16 protein-coding genes are annotated in these 21,902 nt (G+C 69.0%); 5 read left to right on the forward strand and 11 right to left on the reverse strand.

Going from position 1 to position 21,902, the window contains the following annotated elements; genetic code table 11:
• Window positions 1–158 precede the first annotated feature (158 nt).
• Complete coding sequence (locus SJY11_RS21005; RefSeq protein WP_066720961.1) at window positions 159–542, forward strand: response regulator; 384 nt, start codon at window positions 159–161, stop codon at window positions 540–542.
• Window positions 543–555: 13 nt separating this feature from the next.
• Here SJY11_RS21005 and SJY11_RS21010 read toward each other — a convergent pair whose 3' ends face one another.
• From SJY11_RS21010 to SJY11_RS21020, 3 genes are all read right to left on the reverse strand, one after another.
• Window positions 556–1,425, reverse strand: a complete 870-nt coding sequence (locus SJY11_RS21010) for a TIGR01459 family HAD-type hydrolase (protein ID WP_376988678.1) — start codon at window positions 1,423–1,425, stop codon at window positions 556–558.
• Between the two features lie 116 nt (window positions 1,426–1,541).
• Complete coding sequence (locus tag SJY11_RS21015; protein ID WP_376988679.1) at window positions 1,542–3,008, reverse strand: EAL domain-containing protein; 1,467 nt, start codon at window positions 3,006–3,008, stop codon at window positions 1,542–1,544.
• A gap of 151 nt (window positions 3,009–3,159) precedes the next feature.
• Window positions 3,160–4,932, reverse strand: coding sequence for a tetratricopeptide repeat protein (locus tag SJY11_RS21020; protein ID WP_376988680.1), 1,773 nt, complete (start codon window positions 4,930–4,932; stop codon window positions 3,160–3,162).
• A gap of 208 nt (window positions 4,933–5,140) precedes the next feature.
• Between SJY11_RS21020 and aptA the strand changes: the two genes are divergently transcribed.
• Window positions 5,141–6,481, forward strand: a complete 1,341-nt coding sequence (gene aptA / locus SJY11_RS21025) for an omega-aminotransferase AptA (protein WP_267519924.1) — start codon at window positions 5,141–5,143, stop codon at window positions 6,479–6,481.
• A gap of 154 nt (window positions 6,482–6,635) precedes the next feature.
• On the opposite strand, the gene SJY11_RS21030 is transcribed toward aptA, so the two are convergent.
• From SJY11_RS21030 to SJY11_RS21050, 5 genes are all read right to left on the reverse strand, one after another.
• On the reverse strand, window positions 6,636–7,130 hold the full coding sequence (locus tag SJY11_RS21030; protein WP_376988681.1) for a peptide deformylase: 495 nt from the start codon (window positions 7,128–7,130) through the stop codon (window positions 6,636–6,638).
• A gap of 7 nt (window positions 7,131–7,137) precedes the next feature.
• Complete coding sequence (locus SJY11_RS21035; RefSeq protein WP_376988682.1) at window positions 7,138–9,351, reverse strand: FAD-dependent oxidoreductase; 2,214 nt, start codon at window positions 9,349–9,351, stop codon at window positions 7,138–7,140.
• A gap of 166 nt (window positions 9,352–9,517) precedes the next feature.
• Window positions 9,518–10,726, reverse strand: a complete 1,209-nt coding sequence (locus SJY11_RS21040; RefSeq protein ID WP_376988683.1) for an acetyl-CoA C-acetyltransferase — start codon at window positions 10,724–10,726, stop codon at window positions 9,518–9,520.
• A 148-nt stretch (window positions 10,727–10,874) separates the two neighbouring features.
• On the reverse strand, window positions 10,875–12,671 hold the full coding sequence (locus tag SJY11_RS21045) for an acyl-CoA dehydrogenase C-terminal domain-containing protein (protein WP_376988684.1): 1,797 nt from the start codon (window positions 12,669–12,671) through the stop codon (window positions 10,875–10,877).
• A 213-nt stretch (window positions 12,672–12,884) separates the two neighbouring features.
• Window positions 12,885–13,340 (reverse strand): MerR family transcriptional regulator, encoded by a 456-nt coding sequence (locus SJY11_RS21050; RefSeq protein WP_376988685.1) that lies wholly within the window; start codon window positions 13,338–13,340, stop codon window positions 12,885–12,887.
• Between the two features lie 360 nt (window positions 13,341–13,700).
• Here SJY11_RS21050 and SJY11_RS21055 point away from each other — a divergent pair, with 360 nt between their 5' ends.
• From SJY11_RS21055 to SJY11_RS21065, 3 genes are all read left to right on the forward strand, one after another.
• Window positions 13,701–17,087: an SEL1-like repeat protein gene (locus SJY11_RS21055; protein ID WP_376988686.1), complete on the forward strand. Its 3,387-nt coding sequence runs from the start codon at window positions 13,701–13,703 to the stop codon at window positions 17,085–17,087.
• Between the two features lie 194 nt (window positions 17,088–17,281).
• Entirely contained in the window at window positions 17,282–18,211 is a 930-nt protein-coding gene (locus SJY11_RS21060; RefSeq protein ID WP_326907989.1) for a sulfite exporter TauE/SafE family protein, read from the forward strand.
• Entirely contained in the window at window positions 18,208–18,981 is a 774-nt protein-coding gene (locus SJY11_RS21065; RefSeq protein WP_376988687.1) for a TIGR02186 family protein, read from the forward strand. Before SJY11_RS21060 ends, SJY11_RS21065 begins: the two co-directional genes overlap by 4 nt.
• A gap of 9 nt (window positions 18,982–18,990) precedes the next feature.
• Here the strand turns inward: SJY11_RS21065 and SJY11_RS21070 are convergent, their stop codons facing one another.
• The 3 genes from SJY11_RS21070 to SJY11_RS21080 all read right to left on the reverse strand — a co-directional run bounded on the left by SJY11_RS21070 (window position 18,991) and on the right by SJY11_RS21080 (window position 21,871).
• Window positions 18,991–20,244 (reverse strand): molybdopterin molybdotransferase MoeA, encoded by a 1,254-nt coding sequence (locus SJY11_RS21070; RefSeq protein ID WP_376988688.1) that lies wholly within the window; start codon window positions 20,242–20,244, stop codon window positions 18,991–18,993.
• A gap of 7 nt (window positions 20,245–20,251) precedes the next feature.
• The gene (mobB, locus tag SJY11_RS21075) at window positions 20,252–20,782 is read right to left on the reverse strand and encodes a molybdopterin-guanine dinucleotide biosynthesis protein B (RefSeq protein WP_376988689.1); all 531 of its coding nucleotides are present in this window, start codon (window positions 20,780–20,782) and stop codon (window positions 20,252–20,254) included.
• Between the two features lie 81 nt (window positions 20,783–20,863).
• Window positions 20,864–21,871 (reverse strand): formate dehydrogenase subunit gamma, encoded by a 1,008-nt coding sequence (locus SJY11_RS21080; protein WP_326907997.1) that lies wholly within the window; start codon window positions 21,869–21,871, stop codon window positions 20,864–20,866.
• Between the last annotated feature and the right edge of the window lie 31 nt (window positions 21,872–21,902).

Below are 21,902 nucleotides of genomic sequence, written 5' to 3' on the forward strand. Positions count from 1 at the left end.
GCTGCAAGGCCCACGAGCACTGACGCTACGTCGCTTGCGCATTGGATTAACGGCTTTGAAATACCGGAGCGTTATCCCTTGGAACCGATCACTGCCGCCGCGATTGAAGCGGCGTGGCGCGGCTTGCCGCTCCGTCACCGTTTGCTTGGAGCACCCTTATGGCTCTAGACCCGTCCATGCCCATTCTGGTGGTCGACGATTACCAGACGATGGTCCGGATCATCCGCAACCTGTTGAAACAGCTCGGATTCGAGAATGTCGACGATGCTGCGGACGGGCAGGCTGCGATCGCCAAGATGCGGGACAAGCGCTACGGGCTCGTGATCTCCGACTGGAACATGGAGCCGATGACCGGCTTCGAACTGCTGCAGCGGGTACGCGAGGAAGACGCGCTGGCCTCGACCCCGTTCATCATGGTGACGGCCGAATCGCGCACCGAGAACGTCATCGCCGCCAAGAAGGCGGGCGTGAACAACTACATCGTCAAGCCGTTCAACGCGCAGACGCTGCGCTCGAAGATCGAATCCGTCTGCACCGGCTGAGGCAGCCGACGCCTCACCAGACCAGATGCGGCAGTGCGTAAGTGGGACGGTGGCTCTGCCGCCCGAACCAGCCGTGACGATCGTCCCAGGACGCCTGCATCAGATCCTGCGCGTGGATGCCGGCCAGCACCATGATGCCGGTGATGCCGAAGGCCTCCGCGCCGGCGATGTCGGTGCGGATCGCATCGCCGATGCCGCAGATGCGCTCGCGCGGGATCGACCGGCCGAGTCGCCCCTCGGCGAGCGCCAGCGCGGCAGCATAGATCGGCGCATGCGGCTTGCCGGCATAGATCGCCCGGCCGCCGATCTCTTCATAGGCCAGCGCGACCGAGCCGGCGCAGGGCACGATCCGGCCGCCGCGTTCCACGACGAGATCGGGATTGGCGCAGATCATCTCGAGGCCGCGCGCAGCAAAGCCGGCGAGGAGCCCGGCATAGGTATCTGCCGTATCGGTCTCGTCATCGAGGAGCCCGGTGCAGAGGACATAGTCCGCCCTTTCGGGCGCGACCTCGGGCGCGTCGAGCCCCGCGACCAGCGGCCGGTCGCGCTCCGGCCCCAGCCTGAACATGGGACGGCCGGCCCGCGCCGTGATCAGGCCGCGGCAGACATCGCCGGAGGTGACGATCGCGTCCCAGGCGGAGCGGGGCACGCCGAAGCCGTCGAGTTGCTGCTCGATCACCGCGGCGGGGCGCGGCGCGTTGGTCACGAGGACCACGACGATCCCGCGTTCGCGCATCGCGACCAGCGCCGCCACCGCCTCGCGAAAGGCGGCGACACCGTTATGGACCACGCCCCAGACGTCGCAGAGGCAGAGATCGAAGCGATCCGCGATGCGGGAAAAGCCCGGCAGTTCGAGCGTCGAGGCGGTCTGGGTCGGCTGCACGTCGGGTCACTCCCTGTCAGAGCGGCTGCTCTACAGCATCGGCGCGTGGCCCGCACCCCGGGGCTGCGGGATAGGTGCCTGTCGAAATCGGGAGAGCGCCTGGTCTTGCCGGCCGATCAGGCGGTCGCGCGGCGCAGGACGGAGCGGAAGGACTGCCGTTCCGGAGGCGCCTCCGGAGGCGGCGCCGGCGCGGGGGCCGGATAGCCGACCACCTCCGCCGTCCGCGTCTCGGCTGCGGGCGGCTCGGGAGCGGCGGCGGCAGCCGGAGCCGGCTCGGCGAAGACGTCGGGCTTCACCGGCCGGGGCGGCGAGAAGACCAGGCCCTGTCCCATGGTGACGCCGAGATCGATCATGTCCGCGACCGTCGGGTCATCGCCGACCTGATCGGCGATCAGCACCACCGAGGCGCGGGCCAGCAGCACGGCGAGATCGGACGGTGCGATGTCGGAGCTCTGGCTGTCGACATGCTCGATCAGCAGCGCCGCCGGCGCCTTGACGAAGCGGATGCCACGGTCGAAGAGCGCGACGGGATCGAGCCGCAGATCGGCCAGTTCGTCGAGCGCGAAGCGCACGCCGTTCGCCGACATCGCGCCGAGCAGGCCGAGGCTGGTCGGATCGAGCCCGCGGAAGACCTTCTGCGGCATCTCGACGACGAGGTGGCCGGTGTGTTCGCGATACTTGTCGAGGATGCGCGACAGCGTCGCCAGCGCCTTCGAGGAGTTCCAGGTCGCGGTGCTGAAATTGCAGGAAACGAAGAGTTCGCCGTGCTTGGAGCCGAGATGGCGCGCAATCGCCAGCGCCCGCGTCAGCACCAGTGCATCGAGCGTGGGCCCGAAGCCGCGCTCCTCGATGACCGGAATGAACTCATGCGGCAGAAGCAGCGTGTTCTCGTCGAGCCGCAGGCGCACCAGCGCCTCGTAGCCACGGGTGCGCCGTTGCGGCAGCTGCACGATCGGCTGCAGATGGACCTCGACCCGTCCCTCCGAGAGCGCGGTGCTGATGACGGAGGCCTGTTCGGCGGCGGCGCGCTCCTCGGCCTGCCTCGCCGCCTCGGCGCGTTCGGCGGCGAGCACCCGCAGGCGCTCCTGGCGGGCGGCTTCCGGATCGACGACCACAGGCGGGACCGCGACGGCCCGCCTCTCCGGCGCAGCCGCCGGGGCTGCGTGCGATTGCAGCGTCACCAGGGTGGCGTCGTGATCGGCGAGCGTGGTCGCGACCTGATGGATGAGATCGCCGAGCAGGCCGACTTCCGCGGTCAGTTCGTTGATGGCGGCGCGGGCAGGCACCGCATCGGCATCGCGCATCGGCATCTGCTCGACGCGCTTCGACAGGGCGTCGAGCCGAATCGCATTGGTGGCAAGGCGGACCTTCACCTCTCCGACCGCAGCCAGGACCTGCTCACGCTGCGCAAGCGACCGCCGCTCGGCCTGCCAGATCGCGCCGACCGTGCCGACGCCGACCAGCACGAGGCCGAGCGCGGCTCCCAGCGGCACGGGCCACAGCAGCGTCAGCACCGCGCCTGCGGCCAGCCCGGTAACGGCACTGGCGAGAGGATGCAGGGCGTTCGGTCGAAAACGGGCCAAGGCAGCGATCGCGCAAGGGGTTGGTCGGGACGGACGGCGAATCACACCACTGCCGACAACACTACCCTTCCGTCCGCCCGCAAGCGAGCATCAGCGGGTTTGGAGGAAGCTGGACGCCGGTTGCAGCCCATCGTCGGCCCAGCCGGCCGCCTTAATGTCCGGCGACGCCGATGTCCTTGACGATGCGGTCGGCCACCTCGGCCCCGAAGCCGCGCCGCGTCAGCCAGAGGCGCGGCTGCGAATGGAACATCGGAAACAGCTCGCAGAGCGCCGCGATCGCCTGGACCCGCTCCTCCTCATTGCCGGTCTGGACGGCCCGGAGGGCGCGGCCGAGCAGGGCGAAGGGATTCGCGCCGCCACCGAGGAATTCGCCATGTGCGCGCGACACCTGGCGAGCGCCGAGCAGGTGCGCGCCGAGCAGCGCGAAGAAATCATAGGAAGGAGGGCGCCCGGCGCTGAGAGCGATCGCCTTCTCCAGCAATGGCAGGCCCTCGGCCGGGCGGTTGAGCTGGATGTAACGGGCCCCCATCGTGGCCATGATGTCCGGATCATAGGGGTTGCGGGCCATGGCGACGAGCCCGGCCTTGAGAGCCTCGTCGATCGCGCCGCGCTTGAACAGCACCGACATCAGCGCCAGTTGGGCCCGCGCACTCGAGGGCGCCAGCCGGACCGCGGTGAGCGCCGCCGTGAGGGCACGCTCCAGGGGCTCCGGCTGGGCATTGAAGCCGAAGCCGTACTCGAAGGTGTAGAGCAGAGCGAGTTGGGCCCAGGCCGGATAATAGGCCCGATCGCGCGCGACGAGATCTTCCAGGCAGCGCCGCGCCGCGAAATGCGACTCCGGAACCATGGTCCGGCGCACGTCGATGGCCTCGTAGACGCAGCGGATCGGCTCGGCCGCTCCAAATTGGCGGATGTCGGCGTGGATGATGCCGAACGGCTCCGCCAGCCGCGTCGCCAGGCGACGGGCGATGTCGGGCAGATCGCTCTGGTCGATGTTGATCGGCCTCCCCGACGAGACCGACCAGACGATGCGCCCGTCGCGGACGGAACGCAGCCGGCCGAAGCCCTCGGTGCCGCCCGGAACCGCCTGGGCCATGAGTTCGAAAACATAGTCGGCGCCGCCCGGCGCAGCCTGACCCGGCGAAGGAACCTTGACCGTGAGCAGATCATCGAAGCGTGACAGGGCATCGACCATGAAGGTGGCAAAGCGGCGCGCATTGGCCGCGAGCGCCGGATTTTCCGGAAGGTCGGGCAGCGTCACCGCCAGGACGAGCGTCTCCATCTGCGTGCCCCTGACCGAGGGGCTGGCCACGGAGGAGGAGGACGCGGCGAGCGACGGACCCGCGGGGGGCTGGTTAATCACGACGGCAGCGCCCGGCTGGCGCTCGATCATGCCGCCATGCCAGCCGACCAGTGCGAGCAGCGCGGCGCAGAGGGCGAGGCCGGCAACGACCGGCCAGCGCCGCGCCCGGCGGCGATCAAGGCGCTCATCCTCCGCTGGCAGGGAGAGGAGCATCGGCTGCAGCAGCGGCCCGGCAGCCCCTTCCCCGTTGGGTGGCAGCGGGTTGGCCTGCCTGGCCACGGGAGGCTCCACCCGCTCGAAGGCCGGCACATAGGCTCCGACGGGGATCGTGATCCTGACCGGATCGGCTATCCCCTCACCGGCGTAATACTGCGCCAGGGCTCGTCGCAGGCGGCCTGCCTCGACGCGCACGATCGGATCGGACTGGGGGTCGAAGTCGGCTGACCGGCCGAACGCCTCGACCGCGATCGTATAGCCCTTCAGCTCGGCGCCGCGCCCCGCGACCGCGCGCTCGACGATGAACGCCAGAAACGCCGAGAGCTGCGGCGCCGCGCGAAAGGCATCGGACGCGAGGATTCGTGCGAGTCCGGCGCGGATATCCGCGGCGGTCTCGCCGTCCAAAGGCTCCGATCCTGCGCCAGAATCAGTCATGGGGGTCCGATTCAGTTTACGCCCCTTCGTCCGGATACAGTAAAAGCGACGTTAGGTCACCCGATTCCGCGATTAGCCCCCGCTCTCACGGCGACGCAGCCATGCCGCGTCTGCGAAGCAATTTACAGTCCGGATCGTGCTGTTAGGTTGAGTTATTGTTAATCACAGGATCCCTCCGATGACCGCAGCACCCTCCCCCATCGCGAGTCCCAACGATCTCGACGCCTTCTGGATGCCGTTTACGGCGAACCGGGCGTTCAAGCAGCGGCCGCGCATGATCTCCCGGGCGGAGGGGATGTACTACTACACCCCCGAGGGCAAGCCGGTGATGGACGGCACGGCGGGCCTGTGGTGCTGCAATGCCGGCCACAAGCGCCGGCCGATCATCGAAGCGATACAGGCCCAGGCCGAGGAGCTCGATTTCGCCCCGAATTTCCAGTTCGGCCATCCCAAGGTCTTTGCGGCCGCCGCCCGAATCGCGGCGCTGGCGCCGGGCGATCTCGACCATGTCTTCTTCGCCGGCTCCGGCTCCGAGGCCGCCGACACCGCGCTGAAGATCGCGATCGCCTATTGGAACGTCACCGGCAAGGGCTCGAAGACGCGGCTGATCGGGCGCGAGCGCGGCTATCATGGCGTCGGCTTCGGCGGCATCTCGGTCGGCGGCATCGTCTCCAACCGCAAGTTCTTCGGCTCGCTCTTGGCCGGCTCCGACCACATGCCCGCGACCTATGACCGCGAGAAGCAGCGCTTCACCAAGGGCGAGCCGGAATACGGCGCGCATTTCGCCGACGAACTCGAGCGGATCGTCACGCTGCACGACGCCTCGACCATCGCCGCCGTGATGGTGGAACCGATGGCGGGCTCGACCGGCGTGCTGCCACCGCCCAAGGGCTATCTCCAGCGCCTGCGCGAGATCTGCACGAAGCACGGCATCCTGCTGATCTTCGACGAGGTCATCTCCGGCTTCGGCCGGCTGGGTTTCGCCTTCGCGGCCGAGCGCTACGGCGTCATCCCCGACATGATCACCTTCGCCAAGGGCGTGACCTCGGGCACGGTGCCGATGGGCGGCGTGATCGTGCGCAAGCCGATCTTCGACGCCTTCATGAACGGCCCGGAGAACGCCATCGAGCTGTTCCACGGCTACACCTATTCGGGCCATCCGCTGGCGGCGGCGGCTTCGCTGGCGACGCTCGACATCTATCGCGACGAGGGGCTGTTCGAGCGGGCGAAGACACTGGAGCCGCTCTGGGCCGATGCGATCATGGAGCTGAAGGAGGAGCCCAACGTGCTCGACATTCGCACGCTCGGGCTCGTCGCCGGCATCGACCTCGCCTCGCGGCCCGAAGGCGTCGGCAAGCGCGCCTATGCCGCGATGGAGCACGCCTTCCACGAGGAGGGCCTGATGATCCGCGTCACCGGCGACACGATCGCGCTGACCCCGCCGCTGATCGTGACCGAAGACCAGATCGGCGAGATCGTCGAGAAGACGCGGCGGGTGATCAGGGCTGTGGCGGGATAGGACGCCTCCCGTCATTGCGAGCGCAGCGAAGCAATCCAGGGGCGGACGGACTCAACGCCTGACCCGGCCGTGTCGACTGCCGAGCTTTAAGGGGCTGGATTGCTTCGTCGCTCGCGCTCCTCGCAATGACGGGGAGCGGCCGGAGACAAGTCGCTCAGTCCCGCCCCAGTTTCCCGTACCGCGCGATCACCCGCTCGCGCTTCAATCGCGACAGGCGCTGAAGCCAGAAGATTCCGTCGAGCTGGTCGATTTCGTGCTGGTGGCAGGTGGCGAGGAAGCCTTCGGCCTCCTCCTCATGGGCGGTGCCGTCGAGATCGCGCCAGCTCACGCGGATTTTCGCCGGCCGCTCGATCTCCTCGGTGACACCGGGCATCGAGACGCTGCCTTCGGTGGCACGGCTCGTCTCCGGCGAGGCCCAGAGGATCTGCGGATTGGCATAGGTCCGGACGTCGCCGGGCGTCAGCTCCAGCACGACGAGGCGCAGGGGCACGCCGACATGCGCCGCGGTGATGCCGACGCCGGGCGCGGCGCGCATCGTCTCCAGCAGATCGGCGGCGAGCTGGCGCAGCTCGGCGTCGAAGCGCTCGACCGGTTCCGCGACCGCGCGCAGGCGCGGATCGGGGAACCGGAGGATCGGCCGGATCGCCAAGGCCGCCTCAGGCGGCCTTGGCTGCGGCCTTCGTGGCGGCGGCGCCGTAGTAGCTCTCGCCGGTCTTGGCCATCCGCTTGAGCTGCCGGTTGGGCTTGAAGCGCTCGCCATGTTTCTTCGCCAGGCTCTCGCAGAGCTTCACGAAGGCGGCCGCGCCCATATTGTCGATGAAGGAGAGCGTGCCGCCCGAATAGGGCGCGAAGCCGAAGCCGATGATCGAGCCGACATCGGCCTCGCGCGGATCGGTGACGACGCCTTCCTCATAGGTGCGCGCGGCTTCCAGCGCCTGCGTGACCAGAAGACGGTGCTGCAGCTCCTCCATGTCGACGGCTTCAGGCGCCAGCCGCTTGCCGACCAGATCGGCCAGCCCCGGCCAGAGGCGCTTGGGCCCGGCTTCCGGATAGTCGTAGAAGCCCTTGCGGTTCTTGCGGCCGAGACGGCCGTGCTTCTCGACCATGTCGGAGAGCAGCTTCTCCTGCGCGGGATCGACGGCACCCTCGCCGAGTTGGGACTTGGTCGCCTTCAGCACCTTGAAGGCAAGATCGACCGCGACCTCGTCATTGAGCGAGAGCGGGCCGACCGGCATGCCGGCCTGCTTGCCGGCCGCCTCGATCATCGCCGGCGGCACGCCCTCCATCAGCATGAGATGGCCTTCGCGCAGATAATTGCCGACGCAGCGGTTGGCGTAGAAGCCGCGCGTATCGTTGACGACGATCGGCGTTTTCTTGATGGCGCGGACGAAGTCGAGCGCCATGGCGAGCGCCCTCTTGCCGGTCTTCTTGGCCATGATGACCTCGACCAGCAGCATCTTCTCGACCGGCGAGAAGAAATGGATGCCGATGAAGTTCTGCGGCCGCTGGCTCGTGGTGGCCAGCCCGGTGATCGGCAGGGTCGAGGTGTTGGAGCCGAAGATGGTCTTGGGGCCCACGGCGGCCTCGACCTTGGCGATCACCTCGGCCTTGACCTTGGGATCCTCGAAGACGGCCTCGACGACGAGGTCGCAGCCCTTCAGCGCAGCATAGTCGGCGGTCGCCGTGATGCGGCCGAGCAGCGCGTCGCGGTCGGCGGTCTTGGCGCGGCCCTTCATGATCTGGTCGGAGACGAGCTTGTGCGAATAGGCTTTGCCCTTGTCGGCCGCCTCCTGGTCGCGGTCGACCAGCACGACCTCAAGGCCGGCCTGCGCCGTGACATAGGCGATGCCGGCGCCCATGAAGCCGGCGCCGACGACGCCGACCTTCTTCAGCTTGCTCGGCGGCATATCGGCCGGGCGGCGGGCGCCCTTGTTGAGCTCCTGCATCGAGACGAAGAGCGAGCGGATCATCGAGGCCGCCTCCTTCGTCCGCAGGATCTTGGCGAAGTAGCGGCTCTCGACCTTCAGCCCGAGGTCGATCGGCAGCTGCAGGCCCTCATAAACCGCCGATAGGATGGCGCGGGCGGCCGGGTAGTTGTCGTTGGTCTCGCGGCGGTAGATCGCATTGGCGGGCGGCCAGATCTGCATGCCGGCCGGCGAATGGACCTTGTTGGAGGGCAGCTTGAAGCCCTTCTGGTCCCAGGGCGCGGTCGCAGTCGGGTTGGCCTTGAGCCACTCCTTGGCGTTGGCCACGAGCTGATCGCGCGGGACGACCGCATGGACGAGGCCGGTGTTGCGCGCGGGCAGAGCCTTCACCTGCTCGCCCTTGAACATCATCTGCAGGGCGTCGCCGGTCTGCATCAGGCGCGCGACGCGCTGGGTGCCGCCGGCGCCGGGAAACAGCCCGACCTTGATCTCGGGCAGGCCGACCCGCGTCGCGGCATCGTCGGAAACGACGCGGTACTGGCAGGCGAGCGCGAGCTCGAAGGCGCCGCCGAGGCAGACGCCATGGATCGCGGCGGCGAAGGGTTTCCCGCAGGTCTCGAGCTTGCGGTAGAGCAGCGACAGCTTGCGGCTCTCGTCGAAGAAGGACTGCATCGCGACGGGCTCGCCCTTCTCCTTCGTCAGGCGAATGTAGAGGTCGCGCAGGCCCTGCAGCATGGTCAGGTCGGCGCCGCCGGAGAAGGCCTCCTTGCCGGAGGTGATGACGCAGCCCTTGATCGCCTCGGTCGAGGCAACCGTGTCGATGATCTGGTCGATCTCGGCCATCAGCTCGGGCGTGATGACGTTCATCGAGCGGCCCGGCATGTCCCAGGTCGCGGTGGCGATGCCGTCGGCATCGGTCTCGAAGCGGAAATTGGTGAGGTTCATGGGTGGTCCCTCCGGGGTCCTTGGCGGGAAGCGTTCTGAATGAGGCGCTTCCCCTCCCCCTTGTGGGGAGGGGAGAGGGTTGGGGGTCGCGCCGCTCGGCGATCGCTCACCAGGCGGCACCACCCCCATCCCCGGCCCTTCCCCACAAGGGGGAAGGGAGGGAGGTTCACACCCGCTCGATAATCGTCGCGACGCCCATGCCGGCGGCGACGCACAAGGTCACCAGGGCGGTGTTCTTGTCCGTGCGCTCCAGCTCGTCGAGCACGGTGCCGAGGATCATCGCGCCGGTTGCGCCGAGCGGGTGGCCCATGGCGATGGCGCCGCCATTCACGTTCAGGATCTCGTCGTCGATGTCGAAAGCCTGCTGGAAGCGCAGCACAACCGAGGAAAACGCCTCGTTCAGCTCGAAGAGATCTATGTCCTTGGTGGTCATGCCGGCCTTGCGCAGCACGAGCTCGGTGACGTCGACCGGGCCGGTCAGCATCAGCGCGAGATCCGAGCCGATCGTGGCGAAGGCGCGGATGCGGGCGCGCGGCTTCAGGCCAGTCGCCCGGCCAGCCTTCTTCGAGCCGACCAGAACGGCGGCCGCGCCATCGACGATGCCCGAGGAATTGCCGGCATGGTGGACGTGGTTGACGAACTCGACATCGGGGTGGGCCGCCGTCGCGACCGCGTCGAACCCGCCCATCTCGCCCATCTGGACGAAGGAGGCCTTCAGCGCGGCGAGCGCCTGCATGTCGGTGCCGGGGCGGATCGTCTCGTCGCGGGCGAGAATGGTCAGGCCGTTGACGTCGGTGACCGGGATCACAGAATTCGCGAATCGCCCGGCCTCCCAGGCGGCGTGGGCGCGCTTGTGAGAGCGCACGGCATAGGCATCGACATCGTCACGCGAGAAGCCGTATTTCGTCGCGATCAGATCGGCCGAGATGCCCTGGGGCATGAAATAGGTGTCGATGGCGACGGAGGGGTCGACCGCGATGCCGAAGCCCGAGGCGCCCATGCCGACGCGGCTCATGCTCTCCACGCCGCCGCCGATCGCCAGCTCCTTCTGGCCCGACATCACCTGCGCCGCGGCGAGGTTCACCGCATCCAGCCCCGAGGCGCAGAAGCGGTTGATCTGGATGCCCGGCACCTCCTTGCCGTAGCCGGCCTTGAGGGCGATCGTGCGGGCGATGTCGGCGCCAGCCTCGCCGACCGGATCGACGCAGCCGAAGACGACGTCCTCGACGAGCTTCGTGTCGAGGTCGTTGCGGTCGCGGATCGCGCGCAGCGTCGTCGTGCCGAGCTCGATCGCGGTGACCTCGTGCAGCGAGCCGTCGGCCTTGCCCTTGCCGCGCGGCGTGCGGACATGGTCGTAGATGAATGCGTCTGCCATCAGGGGCCTCCCGGGCTGGCCGCAGCGAGGCGGCTCGTTCTCGTGCCGGACGTCATGGTCGGGCTTGACCCGACCATCTCGTCATCCAGCGGGGTGTGCAAGGTCTTCGAGAGATGGTCGGGTCAAGCCCGACCATGACGCGCGATGCTCAGAACTGCTCGGCGCTCAGCGCCATCGTGGAATCCGCGCCGCTGGTGATCCGCGCCAGATGCGCCGCGGTCTCGGGCAGGCTGCGCTCCATGAAGAAGCGGGCGGTGACCAGCTTGGTGTTCATCCGCTCGGTCGCGCCATTGGCGCCGGCCTTGAGCTTGTCCTGCGCGACCCTGGCCATCTTCGCCCACATATAGCCGAGCGAAACGAGGCCGAGCAGGTGCATATAGTCGGTCGCGCCGGCACCGGCATTATCGGGCTTGGCGAGCGCGTTGTTCATGAACCACATCGTCGCCTGCTGGAGATGGCCGAGCGAGGCGGCCAGCGGCGCCAGCAGCGGCTTCAGCGCCTCGTCCTCGCCATTCTCTTTCAGGAACGTGCCGACCTCGTTGAAGAAGGCCATGATCGCACGGCCGCCGTCGCGGCCGAGCTTCCGGCCGACGAGGTCCATCGCCTGCACGCCGTTGGCGCCCTCATAGATCATGGCGATGCGGGCATCGCGGACGAACTGCTCCATGCCCCATTCGGCGATGTAGCCATGGCCTCCGAACATCTGCTGGGCCTTGACCGTGTTGTCGAAGCCGACATCGGTGAGCACGCCCTTGAGCACCGGGGTCATCAGGCCGAGTTGGTCGTCGGCGGCCTGGCGCTCGGCTTCGTCGCCCGAGCGGTGGGCGATGTCCGACTTCAGCGCGTTCCAGAGCACGAAGGCCCGCGCCGCCTCGTTGAAGGCCTTGATCGACATCAGCGTGCGGCGGACGTCGGGATGCACGATGATCGGGTCGGCGGCCTTGTCCGGGCTCTTCGCGCCGGTCAGCGAGCGGCCCTGGATGCGGTCCTTCGCATAGGCCACGGCGTTCTGATAGGCGACCTCGGACTGGGCCAGGCCCTGGATGGCGACGCCGAGCCTGGCCTCGTTCATCATCACGAACATGGCGTTGAGGCCCTTGTTCTCCGTGCCGATGAGCCAGCCCTTCGCCCCGTCATAGTTCATGACGCAGGTGGCGTTGCCGTGGATGCCCATCTTGTGCTCGATCGAGCCGCAGGAGACATGGTTGTTCTCGCCCACCGTGCCATCCGCGCCGACCGCGTTGCGCGGCACGACAAAGAGCGAGATGCCCTTCACGCCAGCCGGCGCGCCCTCGATGCGAGCCAGCACAAGGTGGATGATGTTCTGCGTGATGTCCTGCTCGCCGGCCGAGATGAAGATCTTGGTGCCGGTGATGGAATAGGAGCCATCGCCGTTGGGCACGGCCTTGGTCTTGATCAGCCCGAGATCGGTGCCGCAATGCGGCTCGGTCAGGTTCATCGTGCCCGACCACACGCCCTCGATCATCTTGGGCAGATAGGTGCGCTTCTGCTCGTCCGAGCCGTGGACGTTCAGAGCCGCGATCGCGCCCATGGTCAGGCCGGGATACATGGCGAAGGCCATGTTCGCCGAGGAGGCGAACTCGTTCATGACGGCGCCCAGCGTGTAGGGCAGGCCCTGGCCGCCGTATTCCGGATCCATGGCCAGGCCGATCCAGCCGCCCTGGGCATAGGCCTCGTGAGCCGCCTTGAAGCCCTTGGGCGTGGTGACGCGGCCGTCGGCGTGGCGGGTGCAGCCCTCCTGGTCGCCCGACAGGTTCAACGGCTGGAGGACCTCCTCGCAGAGCTTGGCGCCCTCGCCGAGAACGGCCTCGATCACGTCCGGCGTCGCGTCGGCGAAGCCCGGGAGGTTGTTGTAGCGCTCGATGGCGAAAACGTCGTTCAGCAGAAACAGCGTGTCTTCGACGGGTGCCTTGTAAACCGGCATGGCGTGCCTCCCTCGCATCGCGCGGCCGCCGATCAGGGCGGCTTGATTGTTTACATATAAACTATCTCCTCCGGCTTGGCAACGCGGGCTCGCGCTTTTGTGCGCGGGAGCATGCCCGCCCCCTGACGAAAAACGCCCCGACCAGAGGTCGGGGCGATGAGAAGATCAGGTGCCGGATGGCTTGCCGTCCAGGACGTCTGTCCGGGTCGCGGCTCAGGCCTTGGCGAAACGGGCGGCGGAGGCTTCCAGCTCCGCGATCGCATCGTCGATCTCGGAGCGCTGGGTCCGCAGCAGTTCGAGCTGCTCGAGGACCTGCTCGCGGCTGAGCTGGAGGCCGCCGACGGACGCCGCACCGGGCTCGCCGCCCTTCTTGTCCTCGTTAGCGAGCATGGCGCGGATCTCGACCAGGGTGAAGCCGAGCTGCTTGCCCTTGAGGATCAGCGCCAGCCGGGCACGATCGCGGCTGGAATAGATGCGCGTCATGCCGGAGCGGGCCGGAGCGATCAGGCCCCGCGATTCGTAGAAACGAAGCGTGCGCAGCGTGACGCCGAAGTCGCGAGCGAGATCGCTGATGGTGAAGCCACCGGGCTGGCCGGAGTCGATCGCGGTCGAATCGGCGCGGTCGTCTGCCATGGCGGCGGCAGCCAAAGCGGAGCTGTGGCGAGGCATCGGGTTCAATCCTTGAATGCTGGGAGCGTCGCCGGCCGAGTCGGCGGCAATCGTTGACTTACGACTGAGATAGTCGATGAGCTGTCGTTGCGTCAGGTAATGAGCCGCTTACCTGAGGTAAGTTACCGTTAGCCGGCCGTCAGGGAGCCCAAGCCACGTCTCTGCGTTCGCGAAAAATTAACGGATGGCGCCAGAATCTTAACCCGCTGTTTACCACGCCGGCGAAAAGGTCGGGCTTGCGGATCGGCGCCCGGCTTGCGGCAACGTAATCTTCAGGTGTCGCCGAACCGCAGGAAGCCGTGGCAGTTCAGGGGCCTGCGCCTTCCGCTCGAGGACAGAGCCCCTTAGGCGAGCGTCATCATGGCCACTAGCTTGCCCTGGAGCGTGAAGGGCGTCGATCCCCGTACCCGCGACGCCGCAAAGGCCGCGGCCCGGCGCGCCGGCATGACGCTGGGCGAGTGGCTCGACCACAAGCTGCGCGAAGAGGCCGCCCCGGAGCCCAGCCCGCCGGAGCAGCTCGACATTGCCGCCCTGTCCGAGCGCCTTGCCCGCCTGTCCCAGGGCCAGATGGACACCGCCCCGCAGCAGGCCGCTCACGGCCATCGCGAGGCCGACCAGCCATCCCGCAGCGAGATCGAGGCGCTGATCGCCCAGGCGTCGCAGGTCGAGCGGATGACCCGCGAGTCGAGCGCCAAGACCGTGGGTGCGCTCGATTCGATCGCACGATGGATCGAGACCGCCGAGAAGCGCATGAGCTCGGGCGAGCGCGCTGCAGCCGAGCGTCAGGATCGCGCGACCAGCGTCATCGCCGAGGCGATCAAGACGATGGGCGACCGCCTGGCCGAGTTCGAACGGCGGGCCGCCGAGCCGGTGCGCAGCACGATGCGTGCGGAGGCCGCACCACGCCTGGCCTTCAGCCGGGATGGGCTGGCCGCCGCCGTCACCGACATCCGCACGCGCCAGCGCATGCTTGATCAGGACGAGGCGGCCCCGATCCAGGCTGCCAGCGGCCCCGAGAGCCGGATTTCAGCGCTGCGCAACGATCTCCGCGAACTCAGCGCGCGCATCGCCCCGGTCGCCGCCCGGACCGAACGTCCGACAGCCCCGGTGCGGATGCCCGAGCCCGCCCGCGAGGCGCATTTCAACCAGATCGAGACGATGATCGCGGCGCTGGGGTCCCGCCTCGACCGTCTCGACCCCCGCGACCGGCTCGAGCCGATCCTGAAGCCGCTCGCGCGGATCGAATCCGAAGTCCAACGCCTGGCCCAGGACCGCTCGGGCGAGAGCTTCCAGCGCTTCGAGCTGGAGATCGCCCATCTCGCCGCCAAGGTCGATGCGCTGACGGCCCGTGGCGGAGACCGCAGCCTGCTCGTCCCGCTGCAGCGGGATATCGCGGAACTGCGCGACATCCTGGCGAGCAGCGGCAGCGAGGCCCGGCTCGGGGAGTTGTCGCACCAGGTCTCGGCCCTGTCGCACGAAATCGGCCGGCTGCGCGACAGCCGCTCCGACGGGCGCGACCTTCAGGGGCTGACGGCGGCCATCGACGATATTCGCGACGCGATCCTGACCGATCGCGGACAGGCGCGGGCGCAGGATCTGGAGCCTCTCTCGGCCCTGTCGCGGCAGATCGACAGCCTCGCCAGCAAGATCGACGCGCGCGCGACGGACCCCCGCTCCGATCGCCAGATCGAGGACAGGATCGACGCGCTGCAGGCCCGCATCGAGGCGCTGGCGGAAAAGGGGCCGACCGCGGTCACGCGCCAGATCGAGGCTTTGGCCGGCCGCATCGAGAACCTCGCCGCCTCCAGCAGCCTCGCCCATCTCGTCAGCGACGGGCAGCCAGTCCAGATCGCGCAAGTCGATCTCAGGCCGGTCGAGGAGATGCTGCGCAACCTCGCCGACAAGATCGACGAGGCCGGGCGCCCCGGCGCCGACAGCGGCTCTTTCGATGCGCTCGAACAGCAGATTTCCGGCCTGGCACAGCGGCTCGACGCCGCCGCTGCGACCCGCTCCGCCGAAACCGGCATGGAGCGGACGCTGCAGGATCTCGTCACGCATCTGCGCTCGTTGCGGGAGGAGACCACCGAGGCGGCCGAGCGCGCCGCGCGCGCCGCAATGTCCGACCATCTCGGCAAGGTCGCGCCGGCGCAGAGCGGCATCGCCGAGCTGGGGACGCTGCTCTCCGGGCTGCAGGAGAGCCATGCCTCGACCGGGCGCGAGACACAGGACGCGATCGGTGCCGTTCACCAGACCCTGGAGACGATCATCTCCCGGCTCTCCAGCCTGGAGGCCGAACTGGTCGCCGATCGGCAGGTCGCCGCCGCGCCCCAGCCCGCGCGTACGCCAATGCCGCCCCGCATCGCCGCAGCCGAGCGCGCCGCCGGCAAGGCGCCCGCCATGCCGGCGGCCAGCATGCCCTCGGCCACCCTGCCAGCCGGCATGAGCCTCGCGCTGGAGGACCGGATCGCCGCGCCCCAGCCCAAGAGCGAGGCGCCGGTTGCGGAATCCGCAAACCCGCTGAGCGCGGCGCTCGACGTGCCGCTCGAGCCCGGCTCCGGCCGGCCGCGTCCCGACGCGCCGCCGGCCGGCGGCACCGATACGCAGTCGATCCGTCAGAACCTGATCGCGGCGGCGCGCCGCTCGGCCAAGGCCGCGAGCGAGGCGGCCGCAGTCGCGCCCGCCACGGCGCCCGAGACCAGCAAGGGCGGCGGCCGGCTCAAGGAGATCATGGAGAAGCGCAAGCGCCCGCTCCTGCTCGGCCTGGCCGCGCTCGTCCTGGCCCTCGGCACGGCCCATCTCGTCACCAACGCCCTGAAAGGCCCGCGCACGGCTGCGACGGGCGAAGCCGTCCAGACCCCGATCGCGCCCCGCGAGGACGTCCAGCCTCCGGCCAAGGACCAGTCCTCAGCGCTGCCGCCGGCGGCCGCCGAGCCGCAGCCGGCCACGCTGGCCGCTGTCGCACCGCCGGCCGCCGAGGTGACGGGCTCGACCACTCAGCCCCCGGCGCCCGAAGCGAAGCCCCCCGTCGCGGCCGAGCCCGTGCAGGCGGTGACGGGGCTTGGCGAACTGCCGCCGACGCTGGGCACCCCCGGCATGCGCAAGGCCGCTCTCGATGGCGATGCGCGCGCCGTCTACGAACTCGCCAGCCGCGCGGCCGACGGCCCGGCCGCCTCGCGCGACCCCAAGCTGGCGCTGCGCCTGTTCGAGCGGGCGGCCGTCGCCGGCCTGCCCCCGGCGCAGTTCCGCCTCGGCAACATGTTCGAAAAGGGCATTGGAACGGCGCGCGACCTGTCGCTTGCCCGCGTCTGGTACACGCGCGCGGCCGAACGCGGCAACGCCAAGGCGATGCACAATCTCGCCGTGCTGCATGCCGAGGGCGTCTCGGGCAAGCCGGACTACGCCACGGCGACCGACTGGTTCCGGCGTGCGGCCGAGTTCGGCGTGCGCGACAGCCAGTACAACCTCGCGGTCCTGCTGGGCCGCGGTCTCGGCGCGCCGACCGACCTCGCCAAGTCCTATCTCTGGTTCGCCGTCGCCGCTGGTCAGGGCGACGAGGATGCCGGCCGCAAGCGCGATGAGGTGGCCCAGCGGCTGAGCCCCTCCGACCTCGCCGCCGCCAAGGCCGAGGCAGCCGCCTGGCGCCCGCGGGCTGCTGCCAGCGGTGCCAATGACGTCACGCCGCCGGCGAAGGGCTGGGACGGTGCCCCGACGGCTTCAGTCAAGCCGGCCAAGCCGGCCCGCAGCTGAGGGGCGACACGAGGGCCAGCCCCGCGACAGCGGAGGCCGTCATGGTTTCGACGCGTTGGCACGGCATCACGACCGGCGACCGCCCGTGGCTCGTCTCGTGTCATTGCCGTCTCGGCTTCCGGCCGGGATCAGTGCATCATCGGCATCGTCGGCTCAGGGTCTTCCGCCGACCTGGCGGCGCGTGAGGAGTCGAGGTGCAGATCTATCTTCCGATCGCCGAGCTGCCGATCAGCGTCATGATGGTGCTGGGGCTGAGCGGCGCAGTCGGCTTCGTCTCCGGCCTGTTCGGCGTCGGCGGCGGCTTCCTGCTGACCCCCCTGCTGATCTTCCTCGACATTCCCCCGGCCGTGGCGGTCGCGACCGTGGCCGCGCAGGTCGCAGGGTCCTCGACCACGGGCGTCCTGACCTACTGGCGCCGGCGGGCGCTCGACTTCAAGCTCGGCGGCATCCTGGTGGCGGGCGGCATCGCCGGCACGTTGCTCGGCGTGCTGTTCTTCAATTCGATGCGGCGCCTCGGCCAGCTCGAACTCGTCATCACCCTGTCCTATGTTACGCTCTTCACGATCATCGGCGGGCTGATGCTGTATGACGCGCTGCGCGCCATGCTGCGCGTGCGGGCGGGCAAGCCGGCCCGGCTGAAGCGGCGAGCGGGCACGCATCCCTGGTGGATGGGCCTGCCGCTGCGCATGCGCTTCCCGGACTCGCAGCTCTATTGCAGCGTGATCCCGATTGCCCTTCTCGCCATCGTCATCGGCTTCATCGGAGCGGTGCTGGGCGTCGGCGGCGGCTTCATCCTGGTGCCGGCGCTGATCTATTTCTTCCGCATCCCCACCGCCGTCGTGGTCGGCACCTCGCTGTTCCAGATCCTGATGACGATGACCGGCGCGACGCTGCTGCATGCGATGACCAACCAGTCCGTCGACATCATCCTGGCGATCCTGCTGCTGCTCGGCGGCGTGATCGGCGCGCAGTTCGGCGGACGGGCCGCCCGCAACCTCAACGTCGAATCCTTCCGCCTGCTGCTGGCCCTGCTGATCCTCTCGGTCGGGCTGCGCTTCGCGATCGAGCTGTTCATCCCGCCGAGCGAACCGTTCTCGGTCGTGATCTCGGAGGGCTCGCGATGAGCGTGCTCGCGCGCATCGCAGCCGTGCTGACGCTGCTCGCCGGGGGCGTGGGCGCCGCGCGGGCCGAGACGCTGATCGCCGCGATGTCGAGCCATCAGATCCTGATCACGTCAAACTATACCGGCAGCCAGCTCACGGTTTTCGGCGTGGTCGAGCGCGACGGGCGGACCGTCGCGCGCGGCGACCCCTATGACATCGTCGTCACGGCGCGCGGCCCCCAGCGGATGCTGCTGGTGCGGGAGAAGGAGCGACTCGGCCCGATCTGGATCAACCGCACGCAGCGGCGCTTCCCCGATAGTTCCCTGTTCCTGACGGTGGCGAGCAACCGGCCGCTGAGCGAGATCATCAGCCCCGAGACGGCGCGACGCGAGCGGGTGGGCCTCGAAAACGCCCAGCGATCGCGGGATGCGGCGCTCAACCTCGACGTGACCACAGCCCGCTTCCAGGACGGCCTGATCCGGATCCTCGCCGAGAAGGGCCTCTACAAGGCCAGGGAGAGGGGCGTCACCTTCCTCTCTTCGACCGTCTTCAGCGCGCCGATCGACGTTCCCGCCACCGCCCCGACCGGCTCCTACGAGATCGAGATCGTGCTCTATGCCGGCGGCGTGCCGCTGGCGCGCCAGACGACCAATTTCGAGGTGGTGAAGAGCGGCATGGAACAGAACCTCGCCACCGCCGCGCATGATCTGCCGCTGGTCTACGGGCTGGTCACGGTGCTGATGGCGCTGCTGCTCGGCTGGCTCTCCAGCGTCGTCTTCCGCCGGGATTGAGGCTGCTACTCAGCCGTAAAGAAGGCCATAGGCCAGGAAGGGGACGATCGTGCCCTCAGTGATCCGGGTCGCATCCTCGGCCAGTTCGACCAGCCCATCGGTGCGCGTCAGCGAGGTCAGAACGCCAGCCCCGTCCTGCGGGTGCTTGCGGGCGATCATGATCCCGTCCGGCCCGGGCTCGAGCGAGACGCGGACAAATTCGCGCCGCCCCTCCTTCTTGCGATAGGGGAAGCCGAGCCGCACCGGCAGGGCGGCCGGCCGGACCGGGGCGGTGCCGGCCAGCCGGGCGATGAGGGCGCGCGCCACGAAGGCGAAGGTGACGAAGACTGCGACGGGATTGCCCGGCAAGCCGATGAAGGGCACCGAACCGATGCGCCCCAGGGCAACCGGCCGGCCGGGCTTGATGCCGATGCGCCAGAAGGCGAGATCGCCGACCTGCTCGAGCGCCGCCTTGACGTGGTCTTCCTCGCCCGTGGAGACGCCGCCCGAGGTGAGCACCAGATCGCAGGAGGCAGCCGCCTCGACCAGCGCGAGGGCGAGGCCGGCGGCCTCGTCCCTGAGGATGCCGAGATTGACCACCTCGGCCCCGGCGCGCGTCACCATCGCCCGCAGCAGGGCGCGGTTGGCGTCATAGATCGCGGCGGGCCCGAGCGGCTGCCCTGGCTCGGTCAATTCGTCGCCGGTGGAGAAGATCGCGACCCGCGGCCTGCGACGCACCGCCACCTCGGTCAGGCCCAGCGCCGAGAGCAAGGCGAGATCCTGCGGGCGCATTCGCTGGCCGGCCGCAGCGGCCGGCGCCCCTCTGGCGATGTCCTCGCCGGCCGGGCGGGCATTGGCGCCCTTCGTCAGACCGGGCGGCAGCACCGCGACGGGGCCCTCCAGCACGACGTCTTCCTGCATGAAGACGGTGTCGGCTCCGTGTGGCATCGGCGCGCCGGTGAAGACGCGGACCGCGATGCCCTGCACCGCCACGCCCGCCGCATCGGCACCGGCTGCGATGCGACCGCCCACCGGAAGGCGGCTGGCGCCGACGGAGGCCAGATCGGCATGGCGAACAGCGTAGCCGTCGACGGCCGAGTTGGCGAAGGGCGGCAGATCGAGCGGCGCGGCGATGTCCTGCGCGAGCACGCGGCCGTCGGCTTGCGCCAGAGGAACCGTCTCGATCCCGGCGACGGGCGAGGCCAGCGTCGCCACACGCGTGGCGGCCTCCTCGAGCGTCATCAGGGCACCGAAGGCCTCATCGTCGCGGCTCAGCTGTGCCATGGCGCCCTCACCGTTTGGCACCGCAGCGCGCCAGCACCTCGGCCAGCGGCTGGGCCTGTCCCAGCATCAGGGCGGCGATGCCCGGGATGTCGTCGATGTCGATGACCGGGCGCCCTGCCTCAGGGAAGGGACTGTCGCTCGCCACCGCCACGATGGTGGGGTCGCCAGGGTGCAGCGGCGGTTTGCCGTTGGCCACGCGGTAGATCTCGATCTTGGGGTGAGCCTGCCGCTTGAAGCCCTCGACGATGACGAGGTCGACCGGCGAGAGCCGCGCCAGCAGATCCGGCAGTTCGGCCTCAGCCTCGTCGCGCAGTTCCCGCATCAGGGCCCAGCGGCGCTCAGAGGAGATCAGCACCTCGCGGGCGCCGGCCTCGCGATGGGCATGGGAATCCTTGCCCGGCGTATCGAGATCGAAGGCGTGGTGGGCGTGCTTGAGCGTCGAGACGGAAACGCCGCGCCGGCCGAGTTCCGGGATCAGCCGGGTCAGCAGGGTGGTCTTCCCCGCTCCGCTCCATCCCGCTAGGCCGATCACACGCATCGAATGTCTTTACCCCAAACGAAAACCGGGCGCCGAGGCGCCCGGTCGTCATCCGTCAGGAGCCCCCGACGGTCAAGCGGATCATTCGGCGGGCTGCAGCCGGTTGTCGGCGCCGGCGCGGGCCTTCTGCATCTCTTCCTCGACCCAGAGCGAGTGATGCGCCTTGGCCCAGTTCAGATCGACCTCGCCGGAGCCCATGGCGTCGAAGGCGCCCTCCATGCCGATCGAGCCGATATAGATGTGGCCGAGCATCAGCGCGATCATCAGCACCGAGACGATGCCGTGGACGACGTTCCAGAACTGCAGGTTGAGCACGCCGCCCGCCGAGAAGGGGAAGAGCAGGTAGAAGCCCGAGACCGACAGCGCGGCCCCGCCCAGCACCACGCTCCAGAACACGACCTTCTGGCCGGCGTTGAAGCGGCGCGCCTCGGGATGGCCCTTGCCGATGATGCCACCACCGGCGGCAAACCAGCGCAGGTCCGTCAGCGTCGGGATGTTGTCCTTGATCCAGATGACGAACATCAGCGCGATGCCCAGCATGAAGGGCCAGGCGAGGAAGTTGTGCGACCACTTGGCGGCGATCGACAGGTTGGTGAAGGCCTGCGGCCCGATCAGCGGCAGCAGCACGATCTTGCCGAAGGTGACGTTGAGCCCCGACAGCGTCAGGATGATGAAGCAGCCCGCCGTCAGCCAGTGCACGAACCGCTCGAAGGCGTTGAAGCGGGTGATCGTGGTCCCCGCCGGCCCGGCCTCGGTGCGGATGCGCCCGCGGATCAGGTAGAACACCGCCAGGACGAGCAGCGTGCCCAGAACCGCGATGGCCGCGATGCGCAGCATCGTGCCCTGGTGGAAGGCGCGCCAGTCGCGGCCCGCCGGTCGCTCCAGCGTGGCGGCCTTCTGGTCGGGAATGGAGATGCGACCCTGTAGCTCGGCCTGGGGATTGCCCTTCAGGGCGTCCAGGAACTGCCGCTCGCGAACGGCATCGGCCGTCGGATTGACCTGCTGGGCACTGGCGGGAACGGCGAGGGCGACCGCGAAGGTCAGCAGCAGGCCGGTCACCAGCAGGCGGATATGGGCGCCGAAACGCATGGCTCTGTTCCCTTGCTCCGGCCCTCGTCAT

The organism is Allobosea sp. R86505 (assembly GCF_042466375.1).
Taxonomy (GTDB): Bacteria; Pseudomonadota; Alphaproteobacteria; order Rhizobiales; family Beijerinckiaceae; genus Allobosea.

Bases quoted from the DNA above. Each gene is read 5' to 3' on its own strand.
- SJY11_RS21040 (WP_376988683.1), bottom strand. From the start codon at position 10,726: ATGGCAGACGCATTCATCTACGACCATGTCCGCACGCCGCGCGGCAAG.
- SJY11_RS21045 (WP_376988684.1), bottom strand. From the start codon at position 12,671: ATGCCGGTTTACAAGGCACCCGTCGAAGACACGCTGTTTCTGCTGAAC.
- SJY11_RS21035 (WP_376988682.1), bottom strand. From the start codon at position 9,351: ATGAACCTCACCAATTTCCGCTTCGAGACCGATGCCGACGGCATCGCC.
- SJY11_RS21055 (WP_376988686.1), top strand. From the start codon at position 13,701: ATGGCCACTAGCTTGCCCTGGAGCGTGAAGGGCGTCGATCCCCGTACC.
- SJY11_RS21080 (WP_326907997.1), bottom strand. From the start codon at position 21,871: ATGCGTTTCGGCGCCCATATCCGCCTGCTGGTGACCGGCCTGCTGCTG.
- SJY11_RS21065 (WP_376988687.1), top strand. From the start codon at position 18,208: ATGAGCGTGCTCGCGCGCATCGCAGCCGTGCTGACGCTGCTCGCCGGG.
- mobB (WP_376988689.1), bottom strand. From the start codon at position 20,782: ATGCGTGTGATCGGCCTAGCGGGATGGAGCGGAGCGGGGAAGACCACC.
- SJY11_RS21070 (WP_376988688.1), bottom strand. From the start codon at position 20,244: ATGGCACAGCTGAGCCGCGACGATGAGGCCTTCGGTGCCCTGATGACG.
- SJY11_RS21005 (WP_066720961.1), top strand. From the start codon at position 159: ATGGCTCTAGACCCGTCCATGCCCATTCTGGTGGTCGACGATTACCAG.
- SJY11_RS21050 (WP_376988685.1), bottom strand. From the start codon at position 13,340: ATGCCTCGCCACAGCTCCGCTTTGGCTGCCGCCGCCATGGCAGACGAC.
- aptA (WP_267519924.1), top strand. From the start codon at position 5,141: ATGACCGCAGCACCCTCCCCCATCGCGAGTCCCAACGATCTCGACGCC.